19 protein-coding genes and 1 pseudogene are annotated in these 23,093 nt (G+C 39.8%); all 20 read left to right on the top strand.

The window, feature by feature from the left end; translation table 11 throughout:
* Window positions 1-17: 17 nt before the first annotated feature.
* Complete coding sequence (gene dxr / locus ACO1DI_RS05425; RefSeq protein WP_014458464.1) at window positions 18-1,166, top strand: 1-deoxy-D-xylulose-5-phosphate reductoisomerase; 1,149 nt, start codon at window positions 18-20, stop codon at window positions 1,164-1,166.
* Window positions 1,167-1,244: 78 nt separating this feature from the next.
* A complete protein-coding gene (rseP, locus tag ACO1DI_RS05420) occupies window positions 1,245-2,504 on the top strand; it encodes an RIP metalloprotease RseP (RefSeq protein WP_115654821.1) in 1,260 nt (419 codons plus the stop codon).
* A 105-nt stretch (window positions 2,505-2,609) separates the two neighbouring features.
* Window positions 2,610-4,307, top strand: coding sequence for a proline--tRNA ligase (locus tag ACO1DI_RS05415; protein WP_423145153.1), 1,698 nt, complete (start codon window positions 2,610-2,612; stop codon window positions 4,305-4,307).
* 118 nt (window positions 4,308-4,425) lie between these two features.
* The gene (locus ACO1DI_RS05410; RefSeq protein WP_014458467.1) at window positions 4,426-8,736 is read left to right on the top strand and encodes a PolC-type DNA polymerase III; all 4,311 of its coding nucleotides are present in this window, start codon (window positions 4,426-4,428) and stop codon (window positions 8,734-8,736) included.
* A gap of 364 nt (window positions 8,737-9,100) precedes the next feature.
* Window positions 9,101-9,571, top strand: coding sequence for a ribosome maturation factor RimP (gene rimP / locus ACO1DI_RS05405; protein ID WP_423145152.1), 471 nt, complete (start codon window positions 9,101-9,103; stop codon window positions 9,569-9,571).
* 37 nt (window positions 9,572-9,608) lie between these two features.
* Window positions 9,609-10,721, top strand: a complete 1,113-nt coding sequence (gene nusA / locus ACO1DI_RS05400) for a transcription termination factor NusA (protein ID WP_013058839.1) — start codon at window positions 9,609-9,611, stop codon at window positions 10,719-10,721.
* Window positions 10,722-10,734: 13 nt separating this feature from the next.
* Complete coding sequence (rnpM, locus tag ACO1DI_RS05395) at window positions 10,735-11,016, top strand: RNase P modulator RnpM (RefSeq protein WP_013058838.1); 282 nt, start codon at window positions 10,735-10,737, stop codon at window positions 11,014-11,016.
* Entirely contained in the window at window positions 11,016-11,315 is a 300-nt protein-coding gene (locus ACO1DI_RS05390; protein WP_014458470.1) for a YlxQ family RNA-binding protein, read from the top strand. Before rnpM ends, ACO1DI_RS05390 begins: the two co-directional genes overlap by 1 nt.
* 22 nt (window positions 11,316-11,337) lie before the next feature.
* Window positions 11,338-13,206, top strand: a pseudogene (gene infB, locus ACO1DI_RS05385) (translation initiation factor IF-2); the annotation flags it as partial.
* A complete protein-coding gene (locus ACO1DI_RS05380) occupies window positions 13,203-13,481 on the top strand; it encodes a DUF503 domain-containing protein (RefSeq protein ID WP_013058835.1) in 279 nt (92 codons plus the stop codon). The pseudogene infB and the gene ACO1DI_RS05380, both read left to right, overlap by 4 nt.
* A 14-nt stretch (window positions 13,482-13,495) precedes the next feature.
* On the top strand, window positions 13,496-13,861 hold the full coding sequence (gene rbfA, locus ACO1DI_RS05375; RefSeq protein WP_013058834.1) for a 30S ribosome-binding factor RbfA: 366 nt from the start codon (window positions 13,496-13,498) through the stop codon (window positions 13,859-13,861).
* 92 nt (window positions 13,862-13,953) lie between these two features.
* Entirely contained in the window at window positions 13,954-14,871 is a 918-nt protein-coding gene (gene truB / locus ACO1DI_RS05370) for a tRNA pseudouridine(55) synthase TruB (RefSeq protein ID WP_014458471.1), read from the top strand.
* A 28-nt stretch (window positions 14,872-14,899) separates the two neighbouring features.
* Window positions 14,900-15,856, top strand: coding sequence for a bifunctional riboflavin kinase/FAD synthetase (gene ribF, locus ACO1DI_RS05365; RefSeq protein WP_042991925.1), 957 nt, complete (start codon window positions 14,900-14,902; stop codon window positions 15,854-15,856).
* A 149-nt stretch (window positions 15,857-16,005) separates the two neighbouring features.
* Complete coding sequence (rpsO, locus tag ACO1DI_RS05360) at window positions 16,006-16,275, top strand: 30S ribosomal protein S15 (RefSeq protein ID WP_013058831.1); 270 nt, start codon at window positions 16,006-16,008, stop codon at window positions 16,273-16,275.
* Between the two features lie 168 nt (window positions 16,276-16,443).
* Window positions 16,444-18,570 (top strand): polyribonucleotide nucleotidyltransferase, encoded by a 2,127-nt coding sequence (pnp, locus tag ACO1DI_RS05355; protein ID WP_014458473.1) that lies wholly within the window; start codon window positions 16,444-16,446, stop codon window positions 18,568-18,570.
* A 142-nt stretch (window positions 18,571-18,712) separates the two neighbouring features.
* Window positions 18,713-19,693, top strand: a complete 981-nt coding sequence (locus ACO1DI_RS05350; protein ID WP_013058829.1) for a polysaccharide deacetylase family protein — start codon at window positions 18,713-18,715, stop codon at window positions 19,691-19,693.
* Between the two features lie 28 nt (window positions 19,694-19,721).
* Complete coding sequence (locus tag ACO1DI_RS05345) at window positions 19,722-20,966, top strand: M16 family metallopeptidase (RefSeq protein ID WP_028411394.1); 1,245 nt, start codon at window positions 19,722-19,724, stop codon at window positions 20,964-20,966.
* 98 nt (window positions 20,967-21,064) lie between these two features.
* On the top strand, window positions 21,065-21,331 hold the full coding sequence (locus ACO1DI_RS05340; protein ID WP_013058827.1) for a YlmC/YmxH family sporulation protein: 267 nt from the start codon (window positions 21,065-21,067) through the stop codon (window positions 21,329-21,331).
* A gap of 188 nt (window positions 21,332-21,519) precedes the next feature.
* A complete protein-coding gene (dpaA, locus tag ACO1DI_RS05335) occupies window positions 21,520-22,419 on the top strand; it encodes a dipicolinic acid synthetase subunit A (protein WP_013058826.1) in 900 nt (299 codons plus the stop codon).
* Complete coding sequence (locus ACO1DI_RS05330) at window positions 22,419-23,024, top strand: dipicolinate synthase subunit B (RefSeq protein WP_013058825.1); 606 nt, start codon at window positions 22,419-22,421, stop codon at window positions 23,022-23,024. The genes dpaA and ACO1DI_RS05330 overlap by 1 nt, the downstream gene beginning before the upstream one ends.
* Window positions 23,025-23,093 lie beyond the last annotated feature (69 nt).

Genomic DNA, 23,093 nt, shown 5'->3' with positions numbered 1-23,093 from the left:
AATAGGAGTGAATATACTTGAAGAAAATTTCCTTGTTAGGAGCTACAGGTTCAATCGGTACTCAAACCGTTGATATTGTTCGAGCGCATCCTGAGTATTTTGAGCTCTCAGCAATCTCTGTAGGTCGAAATATTAATGAAGCAAGAAAGATTATTCAGCAGTGTAAGCCAACCCTTGTTTCTGTGATGAAGAAAGAAGATTGTCTGTCACTGCAAGCAGAATTCCCTTCTATTCGATTTGTTTATGGAGAAGAAGGACTTGTGGAAGTGGCAACTCATCCATCCACAGAAGTTTTAGTAAATGCTGTTCTTGGGAGTGTAGGGTTGACTCCTACGCTAGAAGCAATCAAAATGAGAAAAACGATTGCTATTGCAAATAAGGAGACACTTGTTACTGCTGGTCACCTTGTTATGGAAGCAGCCAAGGAATATGGCGCTGATATTTTACCGGTAGACAGTGAGCACTCAGCTATTTTTCAAAGTTTGCAAGGGCAAGATCAAAAAGCAATAGACCGTTTAATTTTAACGGCTTCTGGAGGGAGCTTTCGAGATAAAACGAGAGCAGAACTACAGGGAGTAACGGTTGAAGATGCATTAAATCATCCAAACTGGTCGATGGGAGCTAAAATTACAATTGATTCGGCAACGATGATGAATAAGGGACTAGAAGTGATTGAAGCACATTGGCTTTTTGATCTTCCCTATGAGAAAATTGATGTATTGTTACATAAGGAAAGCATCATTCATTCTATGGTAGAGTATTCGGATACAAGCGTTATTGCTCAGCTTGGAACGCCTGATATGCGCGTGCCAATTCAATACGCATTAACGTATCCAAAACGCATGTCTTTGCCTAACACCAAGCGTTTAAGCTTGGCGGATATTGGCCAGCTTCACTTCGCTAAAATGGATGAAGAGCGTTTTCGCTGTTTAGCTTTTGCATTTGAGGCTGGCAAAGCGGGTGGAACACTTCCGACTGTTTTAAATGCAGCTAATGAAGAAGCTGTTCAAGCCTTTTTAGATGGTCACATTACATTTTTACAAATTGAAGATGTGATTGAAAAAGCAATGAATGAACATACTGTAATACAGAAACCTTGTTTATCTACTATTAAAGAAGTAGATTTAGAAGCAAGAGAGTTTGTTAGATCCGCCATCTCTCGATAATGTGCGTGCGAGAGAAGCCGCTCACTTATTTCTGGTGGGTGGAGATTTGACTCTATTACATGAAGGGGGTAATACCCATTGAACACAGTCATTGCGTTTGTCGTCATTTTTGGAGCTCTTGTATTCTTTCATGAGCTTGGTCATTTAGTTTTTGCAAAGCGTGCAGGCATCTTATGCCGTGAGTTTGCCATTGGGTTTGGTCCCAAAATCTTTTCATTTAAACGAGATGAAACAGTTTATACCATTCGCTTGCTGCCTCTAGGTGGATTTGTTCGAATGGCTGGAGAAGACCCAGAAATGATCGAAGTAAAGCCTGGTCAAATGGTGGGCCTCACGTTCGATAAGGAAGGTAAAGTAAATAAAGTCATTATTAATAACAAGGAACAGCATCCCAATGCAAAAGTTATTGAGGTAGAGCAAGCAGACTTAGAGCATAATCTATTTATTTCAGGTTATGAAGAAGGTGAAGATGAACGTCTGCAAAAATTCGAGGTAGCAGAAGAATCTTACTTCGTTATGGATGGAGAAGAAATTCAAATTGCACCTTATAGCCGTCAGTTTGCCTCTAAAACTCTTGGTCAGCGTGCGCTAGCCATTTTCGCTGGTCCACTAATGAACTTTATATTAGCCTTTGTTATTTTTATCGTTCTTGGGATTTCTCAAGGATATGTTGTTGACAAACCCGTGATGGGCAAATTAACATCAGATGGAGTAGCCGTTGATGCGGGACTCAAACAAGGAGATAAAGTTCAAGCAATTGATGGACAAAGTGTTTCAACGTGGGATGATGTCGTAAAAGTAATTCAAAAACATCCTGAACAGCAAATTACATTCACGGTTCAGCGCGGCGGCAAAACGCTAGATATTCCGATTACACCTGAAAGTCGCAAAGTTGGGGAACAGACAATTGGATTAATTGGCGTATATGCACCGGTTGAAAAGTCATTCATTGGTTCGATCACGCACGGAGCTACTGAAACATATACGTGGATGAAAGAAATCTTGACCGGTCTAGGGAAGCTTGTGACAGGACAGTTCAAACTGGATATGCTTTCTGGTCCTGTAGGTATTTACGCAGCAACCGATCAAGTAGCACAGTCAGGCATTTATTATCTAATGAAATGGGCAGCCGTTTTAAGTATTAACTTAGGGATTGTCAATTTGCTTCCACTTCCTGCTTTAGATGGAGGGCGACTATTGTTCTTCGCTGTAGAAGGAATTCGCGGTAAGCCAATTGATCGTCAAAAAGAAGGCATTGTTCATTTTATCGGTTTTGCTTTATTAATGCTGCTGATGCTCGTTGTAACGTGGAACGATATTCAAAAGTTCTTTTTATAAGACATACGCTCAGCGAGGGATATTCCCTCGCTGATTATATGAAAATTGCGGCATCGTCCGCCTTAAAAAAATAAGATAGAGAAGTAAGCAAAGAGGTGCGAGGTTATGAGACAAAGTTCTACATTGATTCCTACATTAAGAGAAGTGCCAGCTGATGCGGATATAAAAAGCCATCAGCTTCTATTGCGCGCGGGTTTCATGCGCCAAAATGCAAGCGGCGTATACAGCTTTTTACCGCTTGGTAAGCGCGTATTGCAAAAAGTTGAACAAATTGTTCGTGAAGAGATGGACCGTGCAGGTTCTGTCGAATTATTGATGCCAGCTTTACAACAAGCTGAATTGTGGCAAGAGTCTGGCCGCTGGTACTCATATGGACCTGAGTTAATGCGTATGAAAGATCGTCACGGCCGTGAATTTGCTTTGGGAGCAACACACGAAGAAGTTATTACAAGCTTGCTTCGTGACGAAGTGAAGTCATACAAACGTTTACCGCTAAATTTATATCAAATTCAAACGAAGTTCCGCGATGAAAAACGTCCACGCTTTGGCTTATTACGCGGTCGTGAATTTATTATGAAAGATGCATATTCGTTTCATGCTTCTCAAGAAAGTTTAGATGAAGTATATGATAAAATGTTTGCTGCCTACAGCCGCATTTTTGAGCGCTGCGGATTAAATTTCCGTGCGGTTATCGCTGATTCAGGTGCAATGGGCGGAAAAGATACGCATGAATTTATGGTTCTTTCTGAAATTGGGGAAGATACAATTGCTTATTCAGATACATCTTCTTATGCAGCAAATGTTGAAATGGCACCGGTTGTAAATACGTATGAAAAATCAGGTGAAGCTGAAAAAGAATTAACAAAAGTGGAAACACCAAATCAGCATAGCATTGAAGACGTAGCTGCTTTCTTAAATGTTGAAGCGACTTCTTGTATCAAGTCCCTTTTATTTAAAGTAGATGATCGTTTTGTGCTTGTGCTTGTTCGCGGGGATCACGAAGTAAACGATATTAAAGTGAAAAACTATTTTGAAGCTTCCGTTGTTGAACTGGCAACTCCAGAAGAAACAAAAGAAGTATTAAAATGCGCAGTTGGTTCAGTAGGACCGATTGGCGTAAGTGATTCAGTAGAAGTGGTAGCTGATCATGCGGTAAAAGCAATTGTTAACGGTGTATGCGGAGCAAATGAAGAAGGTTATCACTACACAAATGTGAATGAACGTAACTTTAATGCAACTTACGAAGATTTCCGCTTCATCCAAGAAGGGGATCAGTCACCCGATGGACAAGGCTTTATTAAGTTCGCTAAAGGTATTGAAGTCGGACACGTCTTTAAACTAGGAACTCGCTACAGTGAAGCAATGGGAGCAACGTATCTAGATGAGAACGGACGCAGCCAGCCAATGATTATGGGCTGCTATGGTATCGGTGTTTCTCGTACAGTAGCTGCGATTGCAGAACAATTTAATGATGAAAACGGTCTTCTATGGCCAGAAGCTGTTACGCCTTATCAAGTACACGTTATTCCAGTTAACGTAAAAAATGATGAACAGCGTGAACTAGGTGAGCAATTATATAATGAGTTATTAGATAATCGCTTTGAAGTGCTGTTAGATGACCGCCAAGAGCGTGCAGGAGTAAAATTTGCAGATTCAGATTTAATTGGTCTTCCTGTTCGAGTAACAGTTGGTAAACGTGCATATGAAGGAATTGTAGAAGTAAAAGTACGCAAAACTGGGGAGTCATTAGAAGTGTCAGTTGACAATCTTGTTTCAACAGTGAAAGAACTGCTAGCGAAGTAATGAAGCAGCGGGGATTTGTATCCCTGCTGTTTTTATGTTTATAAACAGAACATATGACAGAATAGAAGTCATTTATGTTAAAATAGATTGCACTCATTTATAAAAGGAGGCAGAAAACTTGGAAGCACAAACGCTAGGAAAAAAAGAGCGTTTTAAGTTGCTGCTGCAGCAGTTAGAGCTGACGAGTGATCAAATTGTTCCTTATTTTGAAAACGCAGCGATTGAAAAGCTCGTCATTCAGAAAGAACAAAAAAAATGGCATTTCCATTTTTCTTTAGAAGGGTTACTACCCTTTGAGATCTATGAGTTATTCCATGCTCGCATGTCTTCAGCTTTTTCTCATATTGCGAGTGTTTCTTTTTCTATTCAAACCGTTAATAAAGAATGTACGGAAGAGCATGTACAGTCATATTGGAAGCATTGTATTGGAGAAATGCAGGGCATATCTCCGCTTTTACAGTCGCTTTTACAAGATCAAATGCCGAGATTGAACGGTGCCAAATTGATTGTAAATGCACGACATGATGCAGAAGGAACGGCTTTACGTAAAAAGTATAGTCAGTTAATTGCTGATCAGTATGCGTCCTATGGGTTTCCGAACCTTCAGCTAATGACGGAAGTTGTACATTCAGAAGAAGCATTTCAGCAGTTTGTAGAGCAACGAAAACAAGAAGATACAGAAAAAGTATTACAAGCCATCACCGAAATGCAAAATAAAGAAAATGAAAAAAGTGATGGACCAGACCTACCAAAAGGTCCGCTTACAATTGGATATACGATTAAAGACGAGACGGTTCGCCTGGACTCCATTGTGGATGAAGAAAAGCGAATTGCCGTTGAAGGATACGTATTTGATGCAGAAACTAGGGAATTACGAAGCGGGCGTACGCTTCTTATTTTTAAAGTGACAGACTATACAAATTCTATTATGGTTAAGATGTTTTCACGTGACAAAGAAGATATTCCTTTACTTCAAGCAATTAAAAAAGGAATGTGGGTAAAGGTTCGCGGAAGTGTACAAAACGATACATTTGTCCGTGATCTAGTTATGATTGGAAATGATGTTAACGAGATTACCGGTCCTGCTAGACAGGATACAGCGCCTGAAGATGAAAAACGTGTGGAACTCCACTTGCATACGCCAATGAGTCAAATGGATGCCGTTTCATCTGTTGGAGCTTTAGTCGGACAAGCCAAAAAATGGGGACATCCAGCTGTAGCCATAACCGATCATGCGGTTGCACAGTCATTCCCTGAAGCGTATGGAGCCGGCAAAAAGAACGGCATTAAAATACTGTACGGAGTGGAAGTCAATTTAGTAGACGACGGTGTGCCGATTGCCTATAATCCGCAGCATGTGGATTTGACAGAAGCAACTTACGTAGTATTTGACGTCGAAACAACCGGTTTGTCAGCCGTATACGATACCATTATTGAACTTGCTGCCGTGAAGATGAAAGAAGGCGAAATCATCGATCGATTTGAACGGTTTGCAAATCCTCATCATCCTCTGTCTGCAACAACAATTGAACTGACGGGTATTACAGATGATATGGTCCAAAATGCGCCTGAAATCTCAGAAGTACTTCGTGATTTTCACGAGTGGATGGGTGACAGTATTTTAGTTGCTCATAATGCAAGCTTTGATATGGGATTTTTAAATATGGGACTGCAAAAAATCGGATTAGAAAAAGCGGCTAACGGCGTTATTGATACGCTTGAACTCGGAAGATTTTTGTATCCGCATATGAAAAACCATCGTTTAAATACTCTTGCTAAAAAGTTTGATATTGAACTTGTGCAGCATCACCGCGCGATTTATGATGCGGAAACAACAGGCTATTTGTTAAATAAAATGCTGAAAGATGCATTTGAACGCGAAATTACGATGCACGATCGCTTAAATGATTATATGGGAGAAGGGAATGCCTATCAGCGAGCCCGTCCTTATCATGCGACGCTTTTAGCACAAAACGACGTAGGTTTAAAAAATCTATTTAAACTTGTTTCGATTTCTCATTTAAATTACTTTTATCGAGTTCCGCGAATTCCAAGATCTCAGCTCGACAAATATCGAGAAGGCATTTTGATTGGAACCGCATGTGATCGGGGCGAAGTATTCGAAGGCATGATGCAAAAAGGAATCGATGAAGTAGAAGGAGCAGCTGAATTTTATGATTACATCGAAGTACAGCCTCCTGAGAACTACAAGCACTTAATTGAACTAGATTTAGTGCGAGACGAGAAAGCCTTAAAAGACATTATTAGTAATATTGTGAAGCTTGGTGAAAAGATTGGAAAGCCGGTTGTAGCAACAGGAAATGTTCACTATCTCAATCCGGAAGACAAAATTTACCGAAAAATTTTAATTGGATCACAAGGCGGAGCTAACCCGCTAAATCGTCATCAGCTGCCGGATGTTCATTTTAGATCAACGGATGAGATGCTGAATTGTTTTTCATTTCTAGATGGAGACAAAGCAAAAGAAATTGTTGTTCATAATACGCAAAAAATAGCGGATATGATTGACGATATTAAACCAATTAAAGATGATTTATATACGCCAAAAATTGAAGGCGCAGACGAAGAAATGCGTGAAATGAGCTATGCGATGGCACGCAGCATCTATGGTGAAGAGCTGCCTGAAGTAGTAGAAGCTCGTCTAGAGAAAGAGTTGAAAAGTATTATCGGCCACGGGTTTGCCGTTATTTACTTGATCTCGCATAAACTTGTTAAAAAATCCTTGAATGATGGTTACTTAGTTGGTTCACGTGGTTCCGTAGGGTCTTCATTCGTTGCGACGATGACGGAAATTACAGAAGTAAACCCACTTCCGCCGCATTATGTTTGTCCAAAATGTAAGAAATCCGAGTTTTTTAATGACGGTTCCGTTGGTTCAGGATTCGACTTGCCCGACAAAAGCTGCGACGATTGTGGCGTACCATTTATTAAAGACGGACACGATATTCCGTTTGAAACGTTCTTAGGATTCAAAGGAGACAAAGTTCCCGATATCGATTTGAACTTCTCCGGAGAGTATCAGCCGCGAGCTCATAACTATACAAAAGTACTGTTTGGAGAAGATAATGTATACCGCGCGGGAACAATCGGTACAGTAGCCGAAAAAACAGCTTATGGCTATGTAAAAGGCTATGCCGGTGACCGTGATTTACATTTACGAAACGCAGAAGTGGATCGTTTAGTAGCAGGATGTACGGGCGTAAAACGTACAACTGGTCAGCATCCAGGGGGGATTATCGTTGTGCCGGACTATATGGATATCTTCGATTTTTCACCGATCCAGTTTCCAGCTGACGACCGTAATTCCGAATGGAGAACAACTCATTTTGACTTCCATTCGATTCATGATAATTTATTAAAACTTGATATACTCGGACACGATGATCCGACCGTGATTCGCATGCTTCAAGATTTAAGTGGAATTGATCCAAAAACGATTCCGACGGATGATCCTGAAGTGATGAAAATTTTTAGCGGAACGGAATCACTTGGCGTAACAGAAGAGCAAATTATGTGTAAAACAGGAACGCTTGGTATACCTGAATTTGGAACGCGCTTTGTGCGTCAAATGTTAGAAGATACGAAGCCAACGACGTTTTCAGAGCTTGTTCAAATTTCGGGACTGTCACATGGGACGGACGTATGGCTTGGTAACGCGCAGGAGTTAATTCGCAATGACATTTGTAACTTAAGCGAAGTAATTGGCTGTCGTGATGATATTATGGTTTATTTAATTTATCAAGGTCTTGAACCGTCACTTGCCTTTAAAATTATGGAGTCTGTGCGTAAAGGGAAAGGGCTAACACCTGAATTTGAAGAAGAAATGATCAAAAATGGTGTACCGGACTGGTATATTGATTCCTGTAAAAAGATCAAGTACATGTTCCCTAAAGCCCATGCCGCCGCTTATGTATTGATGGCCGTGCGTATTGCTTACTTTAAAGTGCATCACGCGCTTCTTTATTACGCAGCGTACTTTACGGTTCGTGCAGATGACTTTGATATTGATACGATGATTAAAGGCTCAACTGCCATTCGAGCGAAGATGGAAGAAATCAACGCTAAAGGTTTAGATGCATCTCCTAAAGAGAAAAACTTATTAACAGTGCTTGAGCTTTCTTTAGAAATGTGCGAACGAGGCTATTCGTTTAAAAAAGTAGATTTATATAAATCAAGCGCAGATGAATTTTTAATTGACGGCACGTCTTTAGTGCCACCGTTTAATGCCATTCCCGGTCTGGGTACAAATGCAGCGCTGAATATTGTAAAAGCTCGTGAAACAGGAGAGTTTTTATCGAAAGAAGACTTGCAGCAGCGAGGCAAAGTATCAAAGACGATTTTAGAGTATCTAGACAACCATGGATGCCTTGAATCATTACCTGATCAGAACCAGCTTTCTCTTTTCTAACATTTGCATAAAATAAGCGGTTATGATATAGTAATTGTGGAAATGCTAAGGATACGGACGAGAAAGAGTGGGGAAACCCGCTCTTTCTTATTGATATGAACTTACTGACATAGTAAGTAGTATGGAGAACGAATCGGCTTCTAGCATGATTCGTTTTTTCTGTAGATTTTCAATCACCATGATTGATTTATTATGTGACGTTTAAAATCCTGCAACATAAATGACAACATTTCCACTCTAGTAGGTTAGACCTCTTATAGAGTGCAAAATAAAAATAGCAAATAAACCACTCTTTTTTGATATAAGAGACATAAAAAACGCGTAACCTAAACATACCATGCAATGTCTCGAAGGGAGGATTAGAATGAGTAAAAATGTAAAACAAACAGTAGAAGAAATGGTTTCCCCTATCTTAGAGGAAATGAATTTAGAGCTTGTTGAAATTGAATACGTAAAAGAAGGAAAAGATTGGTTTTTACGTGTGTTTATCGACTCTGATACCGGCGTGGATATTGAAGACTGCGGAGCAGTAAGTGAAAAATTGAGTGAGAAAATGGATGCAGTAGATCCAATCTCTCATAACTATTTTTTAGAAGTATCATCGCCTGGTGCGGAACGCCCATTAAAAAAAGATAAAGATTTTGAACGTGCAATTGGTAAGCATGTATACATAAAAACATATGAACCAATTGAAGGTGCAAAAGAATTTGAAGGCGAATTACAATCATTTGACGGAGAAACTGTCACGTTATCTATTCGTATCAAAACACGCACAAAAACGGTGGTTTTACCATATGACAAAGTCGCTTTTGCTCGATTAGCGATTGTATTTTAATGTGTAGGGGCCAATATTAAAGGGGGATTATCCAACGATGAGCAGTGAGTTATTTGATGCCTTAGTCATTCTTGAAAAAGAGAAAGGCATTAGCAAAGATGTAATTATTGAAGCAATTGAAGCAGCGCTAATTTCTGCTTACAAACGCAACTTTAACCAAGCGCAAAACGTACGCGTTGATTTAAATTTAGAAAGAGGTTCAATGCGTGTGTTTGCTCGCAAAGATGTGGTTGATGAAGTATATGATCCACGTCTGGAAATTTCGGTTGAAGAAGCACAAACAATCAACCCTAACTTTCAGCTAGACGATGTGGTTGAGATCGAAGTAACGCCAAAAGACTTTGGACGCATCGCGGCTCAAACGGCAAAACAAGTTGTTACACAGCGTGTTCGTGAGGCAGAACGCGGCGTTATCTATTCAGAGTTCAGCGATCGTGAAGAAGATATTATGACAGGTATTGTTCAGCGTCAAGATTCTCGCTTCATCTATGTGAGCCTTGGCAAAATTGAAGCATTGCTTCCTCAAAGCGAGCAAATGCCAAATGAACAGTATAAACCTCATGATCGTATTAAAGTGTATATTACGAAAGTAGAAAAAACAACAAAAGGCCCACAAATCTATGTTTCACGTACGCACCCAGGTCTTTTAAAACGTCTTTTCGAAAAAGAAGTACCGGAAATCTATGACGGTACAGTTGAATTAAAATCAGTAGCTCGCGAAGCTGGAGACCGTTCAAAAATCTCTGTTCATTCTGAGTATGCTGAAGTAGATCCGGTCGGTTCTTGTGTTGGGCCAAAAGGTCAGCGCGTACAGGCTGTTGTGAATGAACTAAAAGGTGAAAAAATTGACATCGTTCGCTGGTCAAATGACCCAGTTGAATTTGTTGCCAATGCCCTAAGTCCATCTAAGGTAGTAGATGTGATTGTAGATGAAAATGAAAAAGCAACAACTGTTATCGTTCCTGACTATCAGCTGTCACTTGCAATTGGTAAACGTGGACAAAATGCACGTCTAGCTGCTAAGCTGACAGGCTGGAAAATTGATATTAAAAGTCAATCAGAAGCTGAACAAGAAGGTATGGTTGTAAAAAACAGCGATGATATGCTAGTAAGTCAACATGCATTTGATTCAGATGAAGATATGGAATAAGAGGTGAGCCAAGGTGAACAATCGTAAAAAAGTCCCGATGCGAAAATGTGTGGCCACTGGAGAAATGAAGCCTAAAAAAGAGCTAGTACGTGTTGTACGCTCAAAAGAAGGCGACGTTTCAGTTGATGTAACGGGTAAAAAGTCCGGGCGCGGAGCTTATGTAAGCAAGGATAAAGAAGCAATTTTATTGGCAAAAAAGAAAAATGTGCTTTCGACACATTTAGGCGCGTCAATAGATGAAGCGGTTTATGAAGAGTTGCTAGCGCTTGTAGAAAAGGAGAAACAGTCACGCTAATGAATGAACAATGGATCTCCTTTTTAGGGCTTGCAAACCGTGCACGCAAATTGATTTCTGGAGAAGAACTTGTGGTTAGAGAAGTTCGGAAACAAAAAGCAAAGTTAGTACTTTTAGCAAGCGATGCGTCTGAAAACACAAAGAAAAAAGTAACGGATAAATGTTCTTACTACAACGTTTCGGTTAGAATCGTTCCCGATCGCTACACGCTAGGTCAAGCGATTGGTAAAGATGCTCGAGTTGTGGTGGCCGTTATGGACGAGGGATTTGCTAAAAAGCTAGCAACGATGCTCGGTTAATTTTATGGGGGTGAAAGTATTGAATAAAAATACAAAATCAACAGCTAACAAAGGAAACAATAAAGGTAACAAAAAGCCACAGGCACAAAAGTCACAGGCACCAAAAGGTAGACCAGCTCCAGCAGCTGCAAAAGAGTTACCGGAAAAAGTAACGTTTGTCGGAAGCTTAACGGTTTCTGAGTTAGCAAAAGAATTAGGCAAAGAGCCTTCTGAAATTATTAAAAAACTATTTATGCTTGGTGTAATGGCAACAATTAACCAAGAGTTAGATAAAGATTCTATCGAACTAATTGCCGGAGAATACGGTGTAGAAGTTGAAGAAGAAGTAGTGGTAGATGATACTGCTTTTGAATCATTAGAAATCATCGATGACGAAAAAGACCTTCAAGTGCGTCCTCCAGTTGTTACAATCATGGGTCACGTTGACCACGGTAAAACGACGCTTCTTGACTCTATCCGTAACACAAAAGTAACGGCAGCAGAAGCAGGCGGTATCACGCAGCATATCGGTGCTTATCAAGTTGTGGTTGACGAAAAGAAAATTACATTCCTTGATACACCAGGGCATGCTGCATTTACAACGATGCGTGCTCGCGGTGCGCAAGTAACGGATATTACAATCCTTGTTGTTGCAGCAGATGATGGTGTAATGCCTCAAACAATTGAAGCGATTAACCATGCAAAAGCGGCAGAAGTGCCAATTATTGTTGCGGTTAACAAAATGGATAAAGAAGCAGCAAATCCAGATCGCGTTATGCAAGAACTAATGGAGCACGGACTTGTAGCTGAAGAGTGGGGCGGAGAAACAATCTTCTGTAAGCTTTCAGCTATTTCAGGTGAAGGTATCGATCAGTTGCTTGAAATGATTTTACTTGTAAGTGAAGTAGAAGAGTTAAAAGCAAATCCTAACCGCCGTGCAGCAGGTACAGTTGTAGAAGCACAGCTAGATAAAGGCCGTGGGTCTGTAGCAACGCTTCTTGTTCAAACTGGTACACTACGCGTAGGTGATCCGATCGTAGTCGGAAATACGTTTGGTCGCGTTCGCGCAATGGTAAATGATATCGGCCGCCGTGTGAAGGAAGTAGGACCATCTACTCCGGTTGAGATTACTGGCTTAAACGAAGTTCCATTAGCTGGAGATTGTTTCTTAGTGTTTGAAGATGAGAAAACAGCTCGTCAAATTGGAGAAGCGCGTGCTCAAAAGCAGCTTGAACAACAGCGCGGTGAAAAATCTCGCGTAAGCTTAGATGATTTATTTGAAAAAATTAAACAAGGTGAAATGAAAGACTTAAACCTTATCGTAAAAGCAGACGTACAAGGTTCTGTAGAAGCATTGGCTGCTGCTCTTCAAAAGATTGATGTAGAGGGTGTAAATGTTCGTATTATCCATACGGGTGTAGGTGCGATTACAGAATCTGATATCATTCTTGCAACTGCTTCTAACGCAATCGTTATCGGCTTTAACGTGCGTCCAGATGCTGGAGCAAAACGTACAGCTGACGTAGAAAACGTAGATATTCGTCTTCACCGCATTATTTATAAAGTAATTGAAGAAATTGAATCTGCGATGAAAGGAATGCTTGATCCTGAGTTTGCTGAAAAAATCATCGGTCAAGTGGAAGTACGTCAAACATTCAAAGTATCAAAAGTTGGTACAATCGCAGGAAGTTACGTAACAGACGGTAAAATTACGCGTAATAGTGGAATTCGTTTAATCCGTGACGGAATTGTTATCTTTGAAGGTGAAGTAGATGTGCTAAAACGCTTTAAAGACGATGCAAAAGAAGTTGCTCAAGGATATGAGTGTGGTATTACAATTAAAAACTTCAATGATATTAAAGAAGGAGATATTATTGAAGCATATGTAATGGAGCAAATTGATCCTAAATGATTGGACTAGTGGAGTGTGAATGCTTAATTTACGATGCTGCTTCTCTTAAAGAAAAACGTGCCGTGCTTCAGCGCATCTTGATGCGCTTGAAGCAGCGGTTTAACGTATCAGTTTCAGAAACTGATTTTCAAGATGTGTGGCAACGAACAAAAATTAGCATTGTCGCAGTCTCATCTAGCCGTGTCACAACGGAACAAGAACTGCAAAAAGCGCTAAGCTTGATTGATTCTTTTCCAGAGATTGAACGTACCATTACAACTTTTGATTGGTTATAAAAGGGGTGACACAGATGAACATAAGAGCAACTAGAGTCGGAGAACAAATGAAAAAAGAGATGGGCGAGATTTTAAATCGTAAAATCAAGGATCCGCGCATCGGTTTTGTGACTGTAACAGATGTTCAAGTATCAGGCGATTTACAGCAAGCGAAAGTTTATATCTCTGTTTTAGGAGATGCTGAACAGCGTGAGAATACGTTAAAAGGCCTTGCGAAAGCAAAAGGATTTATCCGCTCAGAAATCGGTCAGCGCATTCGCTTACGTAAAACACCTGAAATTACGTTTGAGTTTGATGAATCAATTGATTATGGTAATCGAATTGAATCATTGCTTCATGAAATTAAAAAAGAAAGCGATGACCATCAAGAGAACGAATAAGATCAGTGAATGTAGAAACAAAAAAGGGTGTCTCAAAAGTGGTTTTTGCTTCTGAGACACCCTTTTTTAAATGAAAAGGAGATGAAGAATGAGTGGACGGTGTTTTAGTTTTACATAAACCAGCTGGCCTGACTTCGCACGACTGTGTGTTTAAAGTCCGAAAGCTGCTTCGCACTAAAAAAGTAGGGCATACAGGCACATTAGACCCAGACGTTACAGGGGTATTACCTATTTGTATCGGTAGAGCTACCAAAATTGTAGAGTATCTAACAGGAGCTACTAAAACCTATGAAGGAGAAGTGACACTCGGATTTTCTACAACAACAGAAGATTCTTCGGGAGAGGTTGTAGAAGAAAAGAAAGTAGCAGATTCTTTTTCGCGTGCTCAAATCGAAGAAGTGCTGTCTTCGATGACGGGAGAACTTCAGCAAGTGCCTCCAATGTACTCCGCGGTAAAAGTCAAAGGTAAAAAGCTATATGAATATGCAAGGCAAGGAATCGAAGTAGAGCGCCCTGTGAGAACCATTCATATTTACAACTTTGAACTGCTGGATAATCGCGCTACATTTGAGGGAGAACAAATTTCCTTCAAATTCCGCGTAACGTGCAGCAAAGGTACATATGTGCGAACGCTTGCTGTGATGATTGGAGAAGCTCTGGGCTATCCGTCTCATATGTCTTATTTGCAGCGAACGGGTTCCGGGCAGTTTTCACTGGAAGATTGTATGACATTTGAAGATATTGAACGAGCGGTCGAAGAAGAAACGATCAATGAGAAACTGCATTCCATCGAAGAAGCTCTTAATCATTTGCCGAAACTTCAAATTAGTGATACATTAGCAGAGAAAGTGAAAAACGGCGCGGTATTGCCGTGTACGGAAGATGAAGAGTTAAAAAAAGAACCATTCTTTTTAATGATAAATTCTGCAGGCAAGTGCTTAGCGATTTATGCTCAGCACCCAACAAAAAAACATTTAATGAAGCCGGTTAAAGTGTTGGCAATCGACTAGACCGGTTAGGGAAAAGGTGAACTGTGTTTTGGAAACGATTGAAATTCGACATCCACACCACTTTCAACGAGAAGCTGTTCAACAATCAGTGTTAGCGCTTGGTTATTTTGATGGTGTGCATTTAGGGCATCAGCAAGTGATAAATTCAGCGAAACAGTTAGCGGATGAAAAAGGCATAGCTAGTGCTGTTATGACGTTTACTCCTCACCCTTCTGTGGTGCTCGGGCGCAATGTACAGCACATTGATATGATCACACCACTTGAAGAAAAAAAGAAACTCATTGAGGAAATGGGAATTGACTTTTTATATATCGTTCATTTTGATAAACAGTTTGCAGCACTATTGCCTCAAGAGTTTGTTGATCAGTATATTATTGGCCTGAATGTGCAGCATGTGGTAGCTGGATTTGACTATACGTATGGAAAGTTAGGTAAAGGAACAATGGAAATACTACCATTTCATTCTCGATCAAAATTCACGCAAACAACAATTGATAAGTTAACAAATGGCGAAGAAAAAATTAGTTCAACGCTTATTCGCGAAAGTTTAGCAAATGGAGATATGCATCGAGTAAAAGAGCTGCTCGGCCGCTATTATGAAGTGTCAGGTACAGTAACTCATGGAGAAAAGCGAGGCAGGCAAATAGGTTTTCCTACTGCTAACATCGCTTTAGACGACGAGTATTTACTTCCGCGCATCGGCGTGTATGCTGTTGAGCTTCAGCTCCACGGCAAGTGGTATGCAGGAGTATGCAACGTGGGCTATAAGCCGACTTTTCACGATAATTTAGAAAAGCCAACAATTGAAGTCCACTTATTGTCATTTGACGAGCAAATCTACGATCAGCACGTAACGGTGAAATGGCACCGAATGATTCGGTCAGAAAAAAAGTTCAGCGGCATCGAAGAGCTTGTTGGTCAGATCTCAAAGGATAAGGAAGAAGCCCTTTCCTATTTTGAAGGAATTCAAAAGCATAAGAAATAAAAAAATATATATAAATAGTTGCTACGACTTGCTTTTTGCTTCAATAAGTAGTAACATAACACTTGTATGTAAAACAACCATTGCTTGGCATTACGATTCACCAACGTTTTGCTCGGTAACTGGGGTTTAATAATAAGGAGGTGAATAGGATGGCTATCACACAAGAGCGTAAAAATGAAATCATTAGTGAGTACAAAACTCATGCGAACGACACTGGTTCTCCAGAAGTTCAAATCGCTGTCCTAACAGAGCAAATTAACAATCTAAACGGTCACTTACGTACTCATAAAAAGGATCACCATTCACGTCGTGGTCTTTTAAAAATGGTAGGTCGACGTCGTAACTTACTTAACTACCTACGTAACAAAGACGTTACTCGTTATCGTGAGTTAATCAACAAACTTGGTTTACGTCGATAATAAGAAGAAAGCGGGAGCATTCCCGCTTTTTTAGTATGTACATTTAAGAAACATTAAAGATGCTACATAATGTGAAAAAAGCTATTGTTTTTGGATATTTCGTTTATAATAAAACTATCACATTTGATTACATACATATTTTATATGTAGAGAGGGGTACTCGTCGATATGGAACAAGAAAAACGAGTGTTCTCCGTAGATCTAGCTGGACGAAAGCTAGAAGTTGAAGTTGGCCAGTTGGCAAAACAAGCAAATGGCGCAGCATTAATCCGCTATGGAGACACAGTTGTATTAAGTACAGCAACGGCTTCAAAAGAGCCTAAAAATGTAGATTTCTTCCCGTTAACAGTAAACTATGAAGAGCGTTTATATGCAGTCGGTAAAATCCCAGGTGGATTCATTAAGCGTGAAGGCAGACCAAGTGAAAAGGCAATCTTGGCCAGCCGTTTAATCGACCGTCCGATTCGTCCTTTATTTGCAGATGGTTTCCGAAACGAAGTTCAAGTTGTCAGCGTTGTAATGAGCGTAGATCAAAACTGTTCTTCAGAAATCGCGGCAATGTTCGGTTCTTCATTAGCATTATCAGTATCTGATATTCCATTTGAAGGTCCTATTGCAGGCGTAATCGTAGGCCGTGTAGACAATGAATTTGTGGTAAACCCAACGGTAGATGAGCTTGAAAAAAGCGATATTCATCTGACGGTTGCTGGTACAAAAGACGCGATCAACATGGTTGAAGCAGGCGCTGATGAAGTACCGGAAGAAGTAATGTTAGAAGCAATTATGTTTGGACACGAGCAAATTAAAAAATTAATTGCGTTCCAAGAAGAAATTGTAGCAGCAGTAGGCAAAGAGAAAGTAGAAGTTGAGCTTTATACTGTTGATGCGGACCTTGAGCGTCAAGTTCGCGAAATTGCAGAAGGTGACATGAACCGTGCTGTTCAAGTTCAAGAAAAGCATGCGCGCGAAAATGCCATTAAAGAAGTAAAAAGCGCAGTAGCTGCAAAATTTGAAGAGCAAGATGTAGAAGAAGAAGTACTAAATCAAGTGAATGAAATTTTGTCGAAGCTTGTTAAAAGTGAAGTGCGTCGCTTGATCACAGAAGAAAAAGTGCGTCCTGATGGCCGTAGTATTGACGAAATTCGTCCACTTTCTTCTGAAACAAACTTGCTTCCTCGTACACACGGATCTGGACTATTTACGCGTGGACAAACTCAAGCGCTTAGCATTTGTACATTAGGTGCACTTGGCGATGTGCAAATTTTAGATGGTTTAAGTGTAGAAGAATCTAAACGCTTCATGCATCACTATAACTTCCCTTCATTTAGTGTTGGTGAAACTAGACCGATGCGCGGACCGGGTCGTCGTGAAATTGGACATGGTGCGCTAGGTGAACGTGCACTTGAGCCTGTTATTCCAAATGAAAAAGATTTCCCTTATACAATTCGTCTTGTATCTGAAGTATTAGAGTCAAACGGTTCTACTTCACAAGCAAGTATTTGTGCAAGCACGCTTGCAATGATGGATGCTGGGGTTCCAATTAAAGCACCTGTAGCAGGGATTGCCATGGGTCTGATCAAATCAGGTGAACACTACTCGATTCTAACGGACATTCAAGGAATGGAAGATCACCTAGGAGACATGGACTTTAAAGTAGCAGGTACGGAAAATGGCGTAACTGCGCTTCAAATGGATATTAAAATTGACGGGTTATCTCGTGAAATTTTAGACGAAGCCCTTCAACAAGCAAAAAAAGGCCGTATGCAAATCTTAAATCATATGATGTCAACGATTGCTACGCCTCGTCAAGAGCTTTCTCAATATGCGCCTAAGATCCTTACAATGGCTATTAACCCTGATAAAATTCGTGATGTTATTGGACCAAGCGGCAAGCAAATCAATAAAATCATCGAAGAAACAGGCGTTAAAATTGATATCGAACAAGATGGTACAATCTTCATTTCTTCTATTGATCAGCCGATGAATGAAAAAGCGAAGAAAATTATTGAAGATCTTGTACGCGAAGTTGAAGTCGGCCAAATGTACTTAGGAAAAGTAAAACGAATTGAAAAATTCGGTGCGTTTGTAGAAATCTTCAGCGGAAAAGATGGACTTGTTCACATTTCAGAGCTTGCAGAAGAGCGTATTGGAAAAGTAGAAGACGTTGTAGCGATTGGTGACGAGCTTTTAGTTAAAGTCATGGAAATTGATAAACAAGGCCGCGTTAACTTATCTCGTAAAGCAATTTTAAAAGAACAAAAAGAAAAAGAAGAAAAAGCAAAAGAAACAAAATAATCTTCTTTTACTACTATATAGATATTGTGAAATCGTCCATACATGAAGAAAATCCATGTGTAGGGCGATTTTATCGTTTGTAGATGTTTGTTCTACCTTGTCCTCTTTATACATATTTTAAATGGTAAAGGGGGAAGGATAAGTGAAGAGAACCATTGTGCAATTTACAGCATTTCTATTTTTACTGGCAATTACATATAAATCTATTTATAATCCTTTTGCTGAAGCATATATAGAAGCACTTAAATCCGATGTACAACTTGTATCAGCTCAGCATGATGCGTTATATCAAAAGATTGAAGAAAAAGCAAAAGATTATGAAAAGCCAGCAGCGAATGCACGAATCGATCCCGTTTGGAAACGGGTTCCTGGCTATAACGGCATAAAAGTTGATCTTGCTGCTTCTTATAAAAATATGAAACCTGCGGGTAAATTTGATGAAAAAAAACTAGTGTACAAACAGGTTAGACCAAAGGTTCACTTGAGTGATTTACCACAGGAACCTATCTACCGTGGACACGATGAAAAGCCTATGGTATCGTTTACAGTGAACGTAGCATGGGGGAACGAGTATTTGCCTAAAATGTTAGAAGTGCTAAAAAAGCACCATGCTAAAGCAACCTTCTTTTTAGAAGGAAAGTGGGTTAAAAATAATCCAGATATGGCAAAAATGATTGTAGACGCAGGCCATGAAGTAGGAAACCACTCTTATTCTCATCCTGATATGGCCACTTTATCGGCTAGTCAAATCAATCAGCAGCTTAAAAAAACGAATGATATTATTACATCTACTACGGGACAAAAAGTAAAATGGTTTGCTCCGCCGAGCGGCAGTTTTCGCCCCGAAGTAGTAACGCTTGCTTCTCAGTTAAAAATGAGTACCATCATGTGGACAGTTGATACAATCGATTGGCAAAAACCAAGTTCAGAAGTGTTAATTAATCGAGTAATGAAAAAGATTCACCCAGGGGCTATTGTACTGATGCACCCGACTGAATCAACGGCCGAATCACTTGACCAATTGTTAACCGATATTGAACGCAAAGGCCTGAAAGTTAGCGATGTGTCAACAATGCTAGATGAAGAAAGAATGATGAAAATACCTTCTTCTACTAAGAAGTAAGTGAGATAAGCAAAAGGGAGGCACTAGCTTGATAAAACGATATACGTGCAAAAATGGTGTAAGAATTGTATTGGAAAATATCCCAACTGTTCGATCTGTGGCCATTGGGGTGTGGATCGGAACGGGTTCTCGAAGTGAACACCCTGAAATTAATGGTGTATCACATTTTCTTGAACATATGTTTTTTAAAGGAACAAAAACAAGATCTGCTCGTGAAATTGCAGAAAGCTTCGACCGCATTGGGGGACAAGTAAATGCATTCACTTCTAAAGAATACACGTGCTACTATGCAAAAGTATTAGACGAACACGCAGATCAAGCGCTAGATGTGCTGGCGGATATGTTCTTTAATTCTTCATTTGATGAAGAGGAATTAGCTCGTGAAAAAAATGTTGTATATGAAGAAATTAAAATGTATGAAGATACACCTGATGATATTGTCCACGATTTATTAGGAAAAGCCGTATATGGCAATCATCCATTAGGCTATCCAATTTTAGGAACGGAAGATACGTTAAAAACATTTAATGGTGATTCGCTTCGTCAGTATATGGAGCAAATGTATATTCCCGAAAACATTGTTATTTCAGTAGCTGGAAACATTGATGAAAGCTTTATTCAACAGGTGGAAAACTATTTTGGTACATATACGTCAAGTCATTCCGCTCATCAATATGTTCAGCCAGAGTTCCATACAAATCATATTGCGCGCAAAAAGGAAACAGAACAAGCTCATCTTTGCCTTGGCTTTAAAGGTTTGCCAATCGGCGGAGAAGATGTATATAGCTTAATTGTATTAAATAACGTGCTTGGCGGAAGTATGAGCAGTCGTTTGTTCCAAGAAGTCCGCGAACAGCGCGGCTTGGCTTACTCTGTTTTCTCTTATCATTCTTCTTATCGAGACAGCGGTCTTGTAACGATTTATGGGGGAACGGGAAGCCATCAGCTCGACGTATTATATGATACGGTTCAAGAAACGCTTTATGATTTGAAAGACAAAGGTATTACGGATAAAGAACTTGCTAACAGCAAAGAGCAGTTGAAAGGAAACTTAATGCTGAGTCTTGAAAGTACAAATAGCCGTATGAGCAGAAACGGAAAAAATGAGTTAATGCTGGGCTATCACCGCTCATTAGATGAGATTTTAGACCTTGTTAATGCCGTGACTAAAGATAGTGTAAATGGTCTTGCGCGAGATATTTTCAAAGATGAATTTGCTCTTTCATTAATAAGCCCGAGTGGAGATTTACCTAAAGGTTTTAAAGGAAATTAAACAGTAACAGTAAGGTTGGCTAAAATAATTGAGCCAGCCTTATTTTTTTGTCATTTTTTGTATGGTTGTTCAATAAATTAGATGAAAGGAGGGATTTTATGAGATTAAGCGAACTGAGTGGAAAAGAAATTGTAGATGTTAAGCGAGCGGAGCGTTTGGGTATTTTAGGGCAAACAGATCTTGAAATTAATGAGCATACGGGACAAATTAATGCGCTTATTATTCCATCTGTGAAGTGGTTTGGGTTTCGAAAGCAAGGAGATGAAGTGCGAGTGCCCTGGGGGAATATCGAAAAAATTGGTACAGATATGGTGATTGTAAATGTCCATCAGCTAGAAGACATAAACAATGAGTCAACAAAATAAGAAACGAGATGCTTACTGCATCTCGTTTCTTTTATTTTCAGGGATAAAGATTCACCGATTCCTGTGTGTTTACATAGTATGTTGGAGAAAAGCAATAGGCATTCTAGGGCGTAATGATAGCACTTTACATCTCGATGGTTTAAGCGAAAGATACATCTATTTAATGTTAAAGAAGGTGAAAATGAAACATGTTAACGGATTTGCACATAGCTGTAATTGGCGGTGATGCTAGGCAGCTTGAAGTCATTCGAAAATTAATTCAATTAGATGCAAAAACCTCTCTTATTGGTTTTGATCAGCTAGATCATGGTTTTACAGGTGCGACGAAATATCAGATAGAGGAGCTGGATTTTTCAGATGTTGACGCCATCATCCTTCCAGTCCCTGGAACAAATCACGAAGGGCAAGTAGATACTATTTTTTCAAATGAAAAAGTAGTGCTGACTGAAGAAATACTTAAAAAAACGCCTGAGCACTGCATTATTTATTCTGGTATTAGCAATGGGTATTTAAACGAATTAGTCAAAACGACAAACCGTAAACTCGTTCAGCTATTTGAGCGTGATGATGTAGCAATTTATAACTCTATTCCTACTGTTGAAGGTACCATCATGCTTGTTATTCAACATACAGATTTTACTATTCACGGTTCAAATATTTCTGTCCTAGGTTTAGGAAGAGTAGGAATGAGCGTGGCGAGGTCCTTTGCTGCACTTGGTGCCAATGTAAAAGTAGGAGCTAGAAAATCTGAACATTTAGCACGTATTGCTGAAATGGGTTTGCAACCTTTTTATCTTTCTGAACTCGATAAAGAAATTGCTGATAGTGATATATGTATTAACACCATTCCATACCCCATCTTAACGGCTAAGACATTATCTAATGTCCCCACCCATGCGCTCATTATTGATTTAGCTTCAAAGCCTGGAGGAACCGATTTCCGCTATGCAGAAAAACGGGGAATTAAAGCTATTTTAGCACCTGGTCTTCCAGGAATTGTGGCTCCAAAAACAGCAGGTCAGATTGTCGCTAATGTATTAGTGAATTTATTAAAAGACGCTGCGGATGCGAGAGAGGAGAAAAAATAATGTCATTAAAAGGTAAAAGAATAGGGTTTGGCTTGACCGGATCTCACTGTACGTATGATGCGGTTATGCCAGAAATTGAAAAGCTTGTTAATTTGGGAGCAGAAGTGTTACCGGTGGTTTCTTACACTGTACAATCCACCAACACTCGTTTTGGAGATGGAGAAGACTGGGTGAAAAAAATTGAGGAATTAACAGGTCACGCCGTCATCAATACAATTGTAAAAGCAGAGCCTTTAGGACCAAAAATTCCGCTTGATTGTATGGTGGTTGCCCCGATCACTGGGAATACGATGAGTAAGTTTGCAAATGCAATGACTGAATCTCCGGTACTCATGGCAGCTAAAGCAACGCTTCGTAATAATAAGCCGGTGGTACTGGGAATTTCGACTAATGACGCACTAGGGCTAAATGGTGTAAACTTAATGAGGCTAATGGCGACTAAAAATATTTATTTTATTCCATTTGGTCAAGATGACCCGGTGCTTAAGCCAAATTCAATGGTAGCGCGTATGACGATGTTATCAGACACGGTTTATGCAGCCCTTGAAGATAAACAGATTCAGCCTGTTATTGTCGAAAGGTTCCGCGACGGTCAAGAGTCATAGGACGTATTGTTGCATGAATCAATCCAATACTGCGGCTGTAAGAGAACTCTCAATCTCAAAGAAGAGAAG

It is taken from the genome of Priestia sp. 40 (genome assembly GCF_049368575.1).
GTDB classification, from domain to species: domain Bacteria; phylum Bacillota; class Bacilli; order Bacillales; family Bacillaceae_H; genus Priestia; species Priestia zanthoxyli.
Note: the sequence above shows the minus strand (reverse complement) of the source record. Positions and strands in the feature narration are given on the sequence as shown.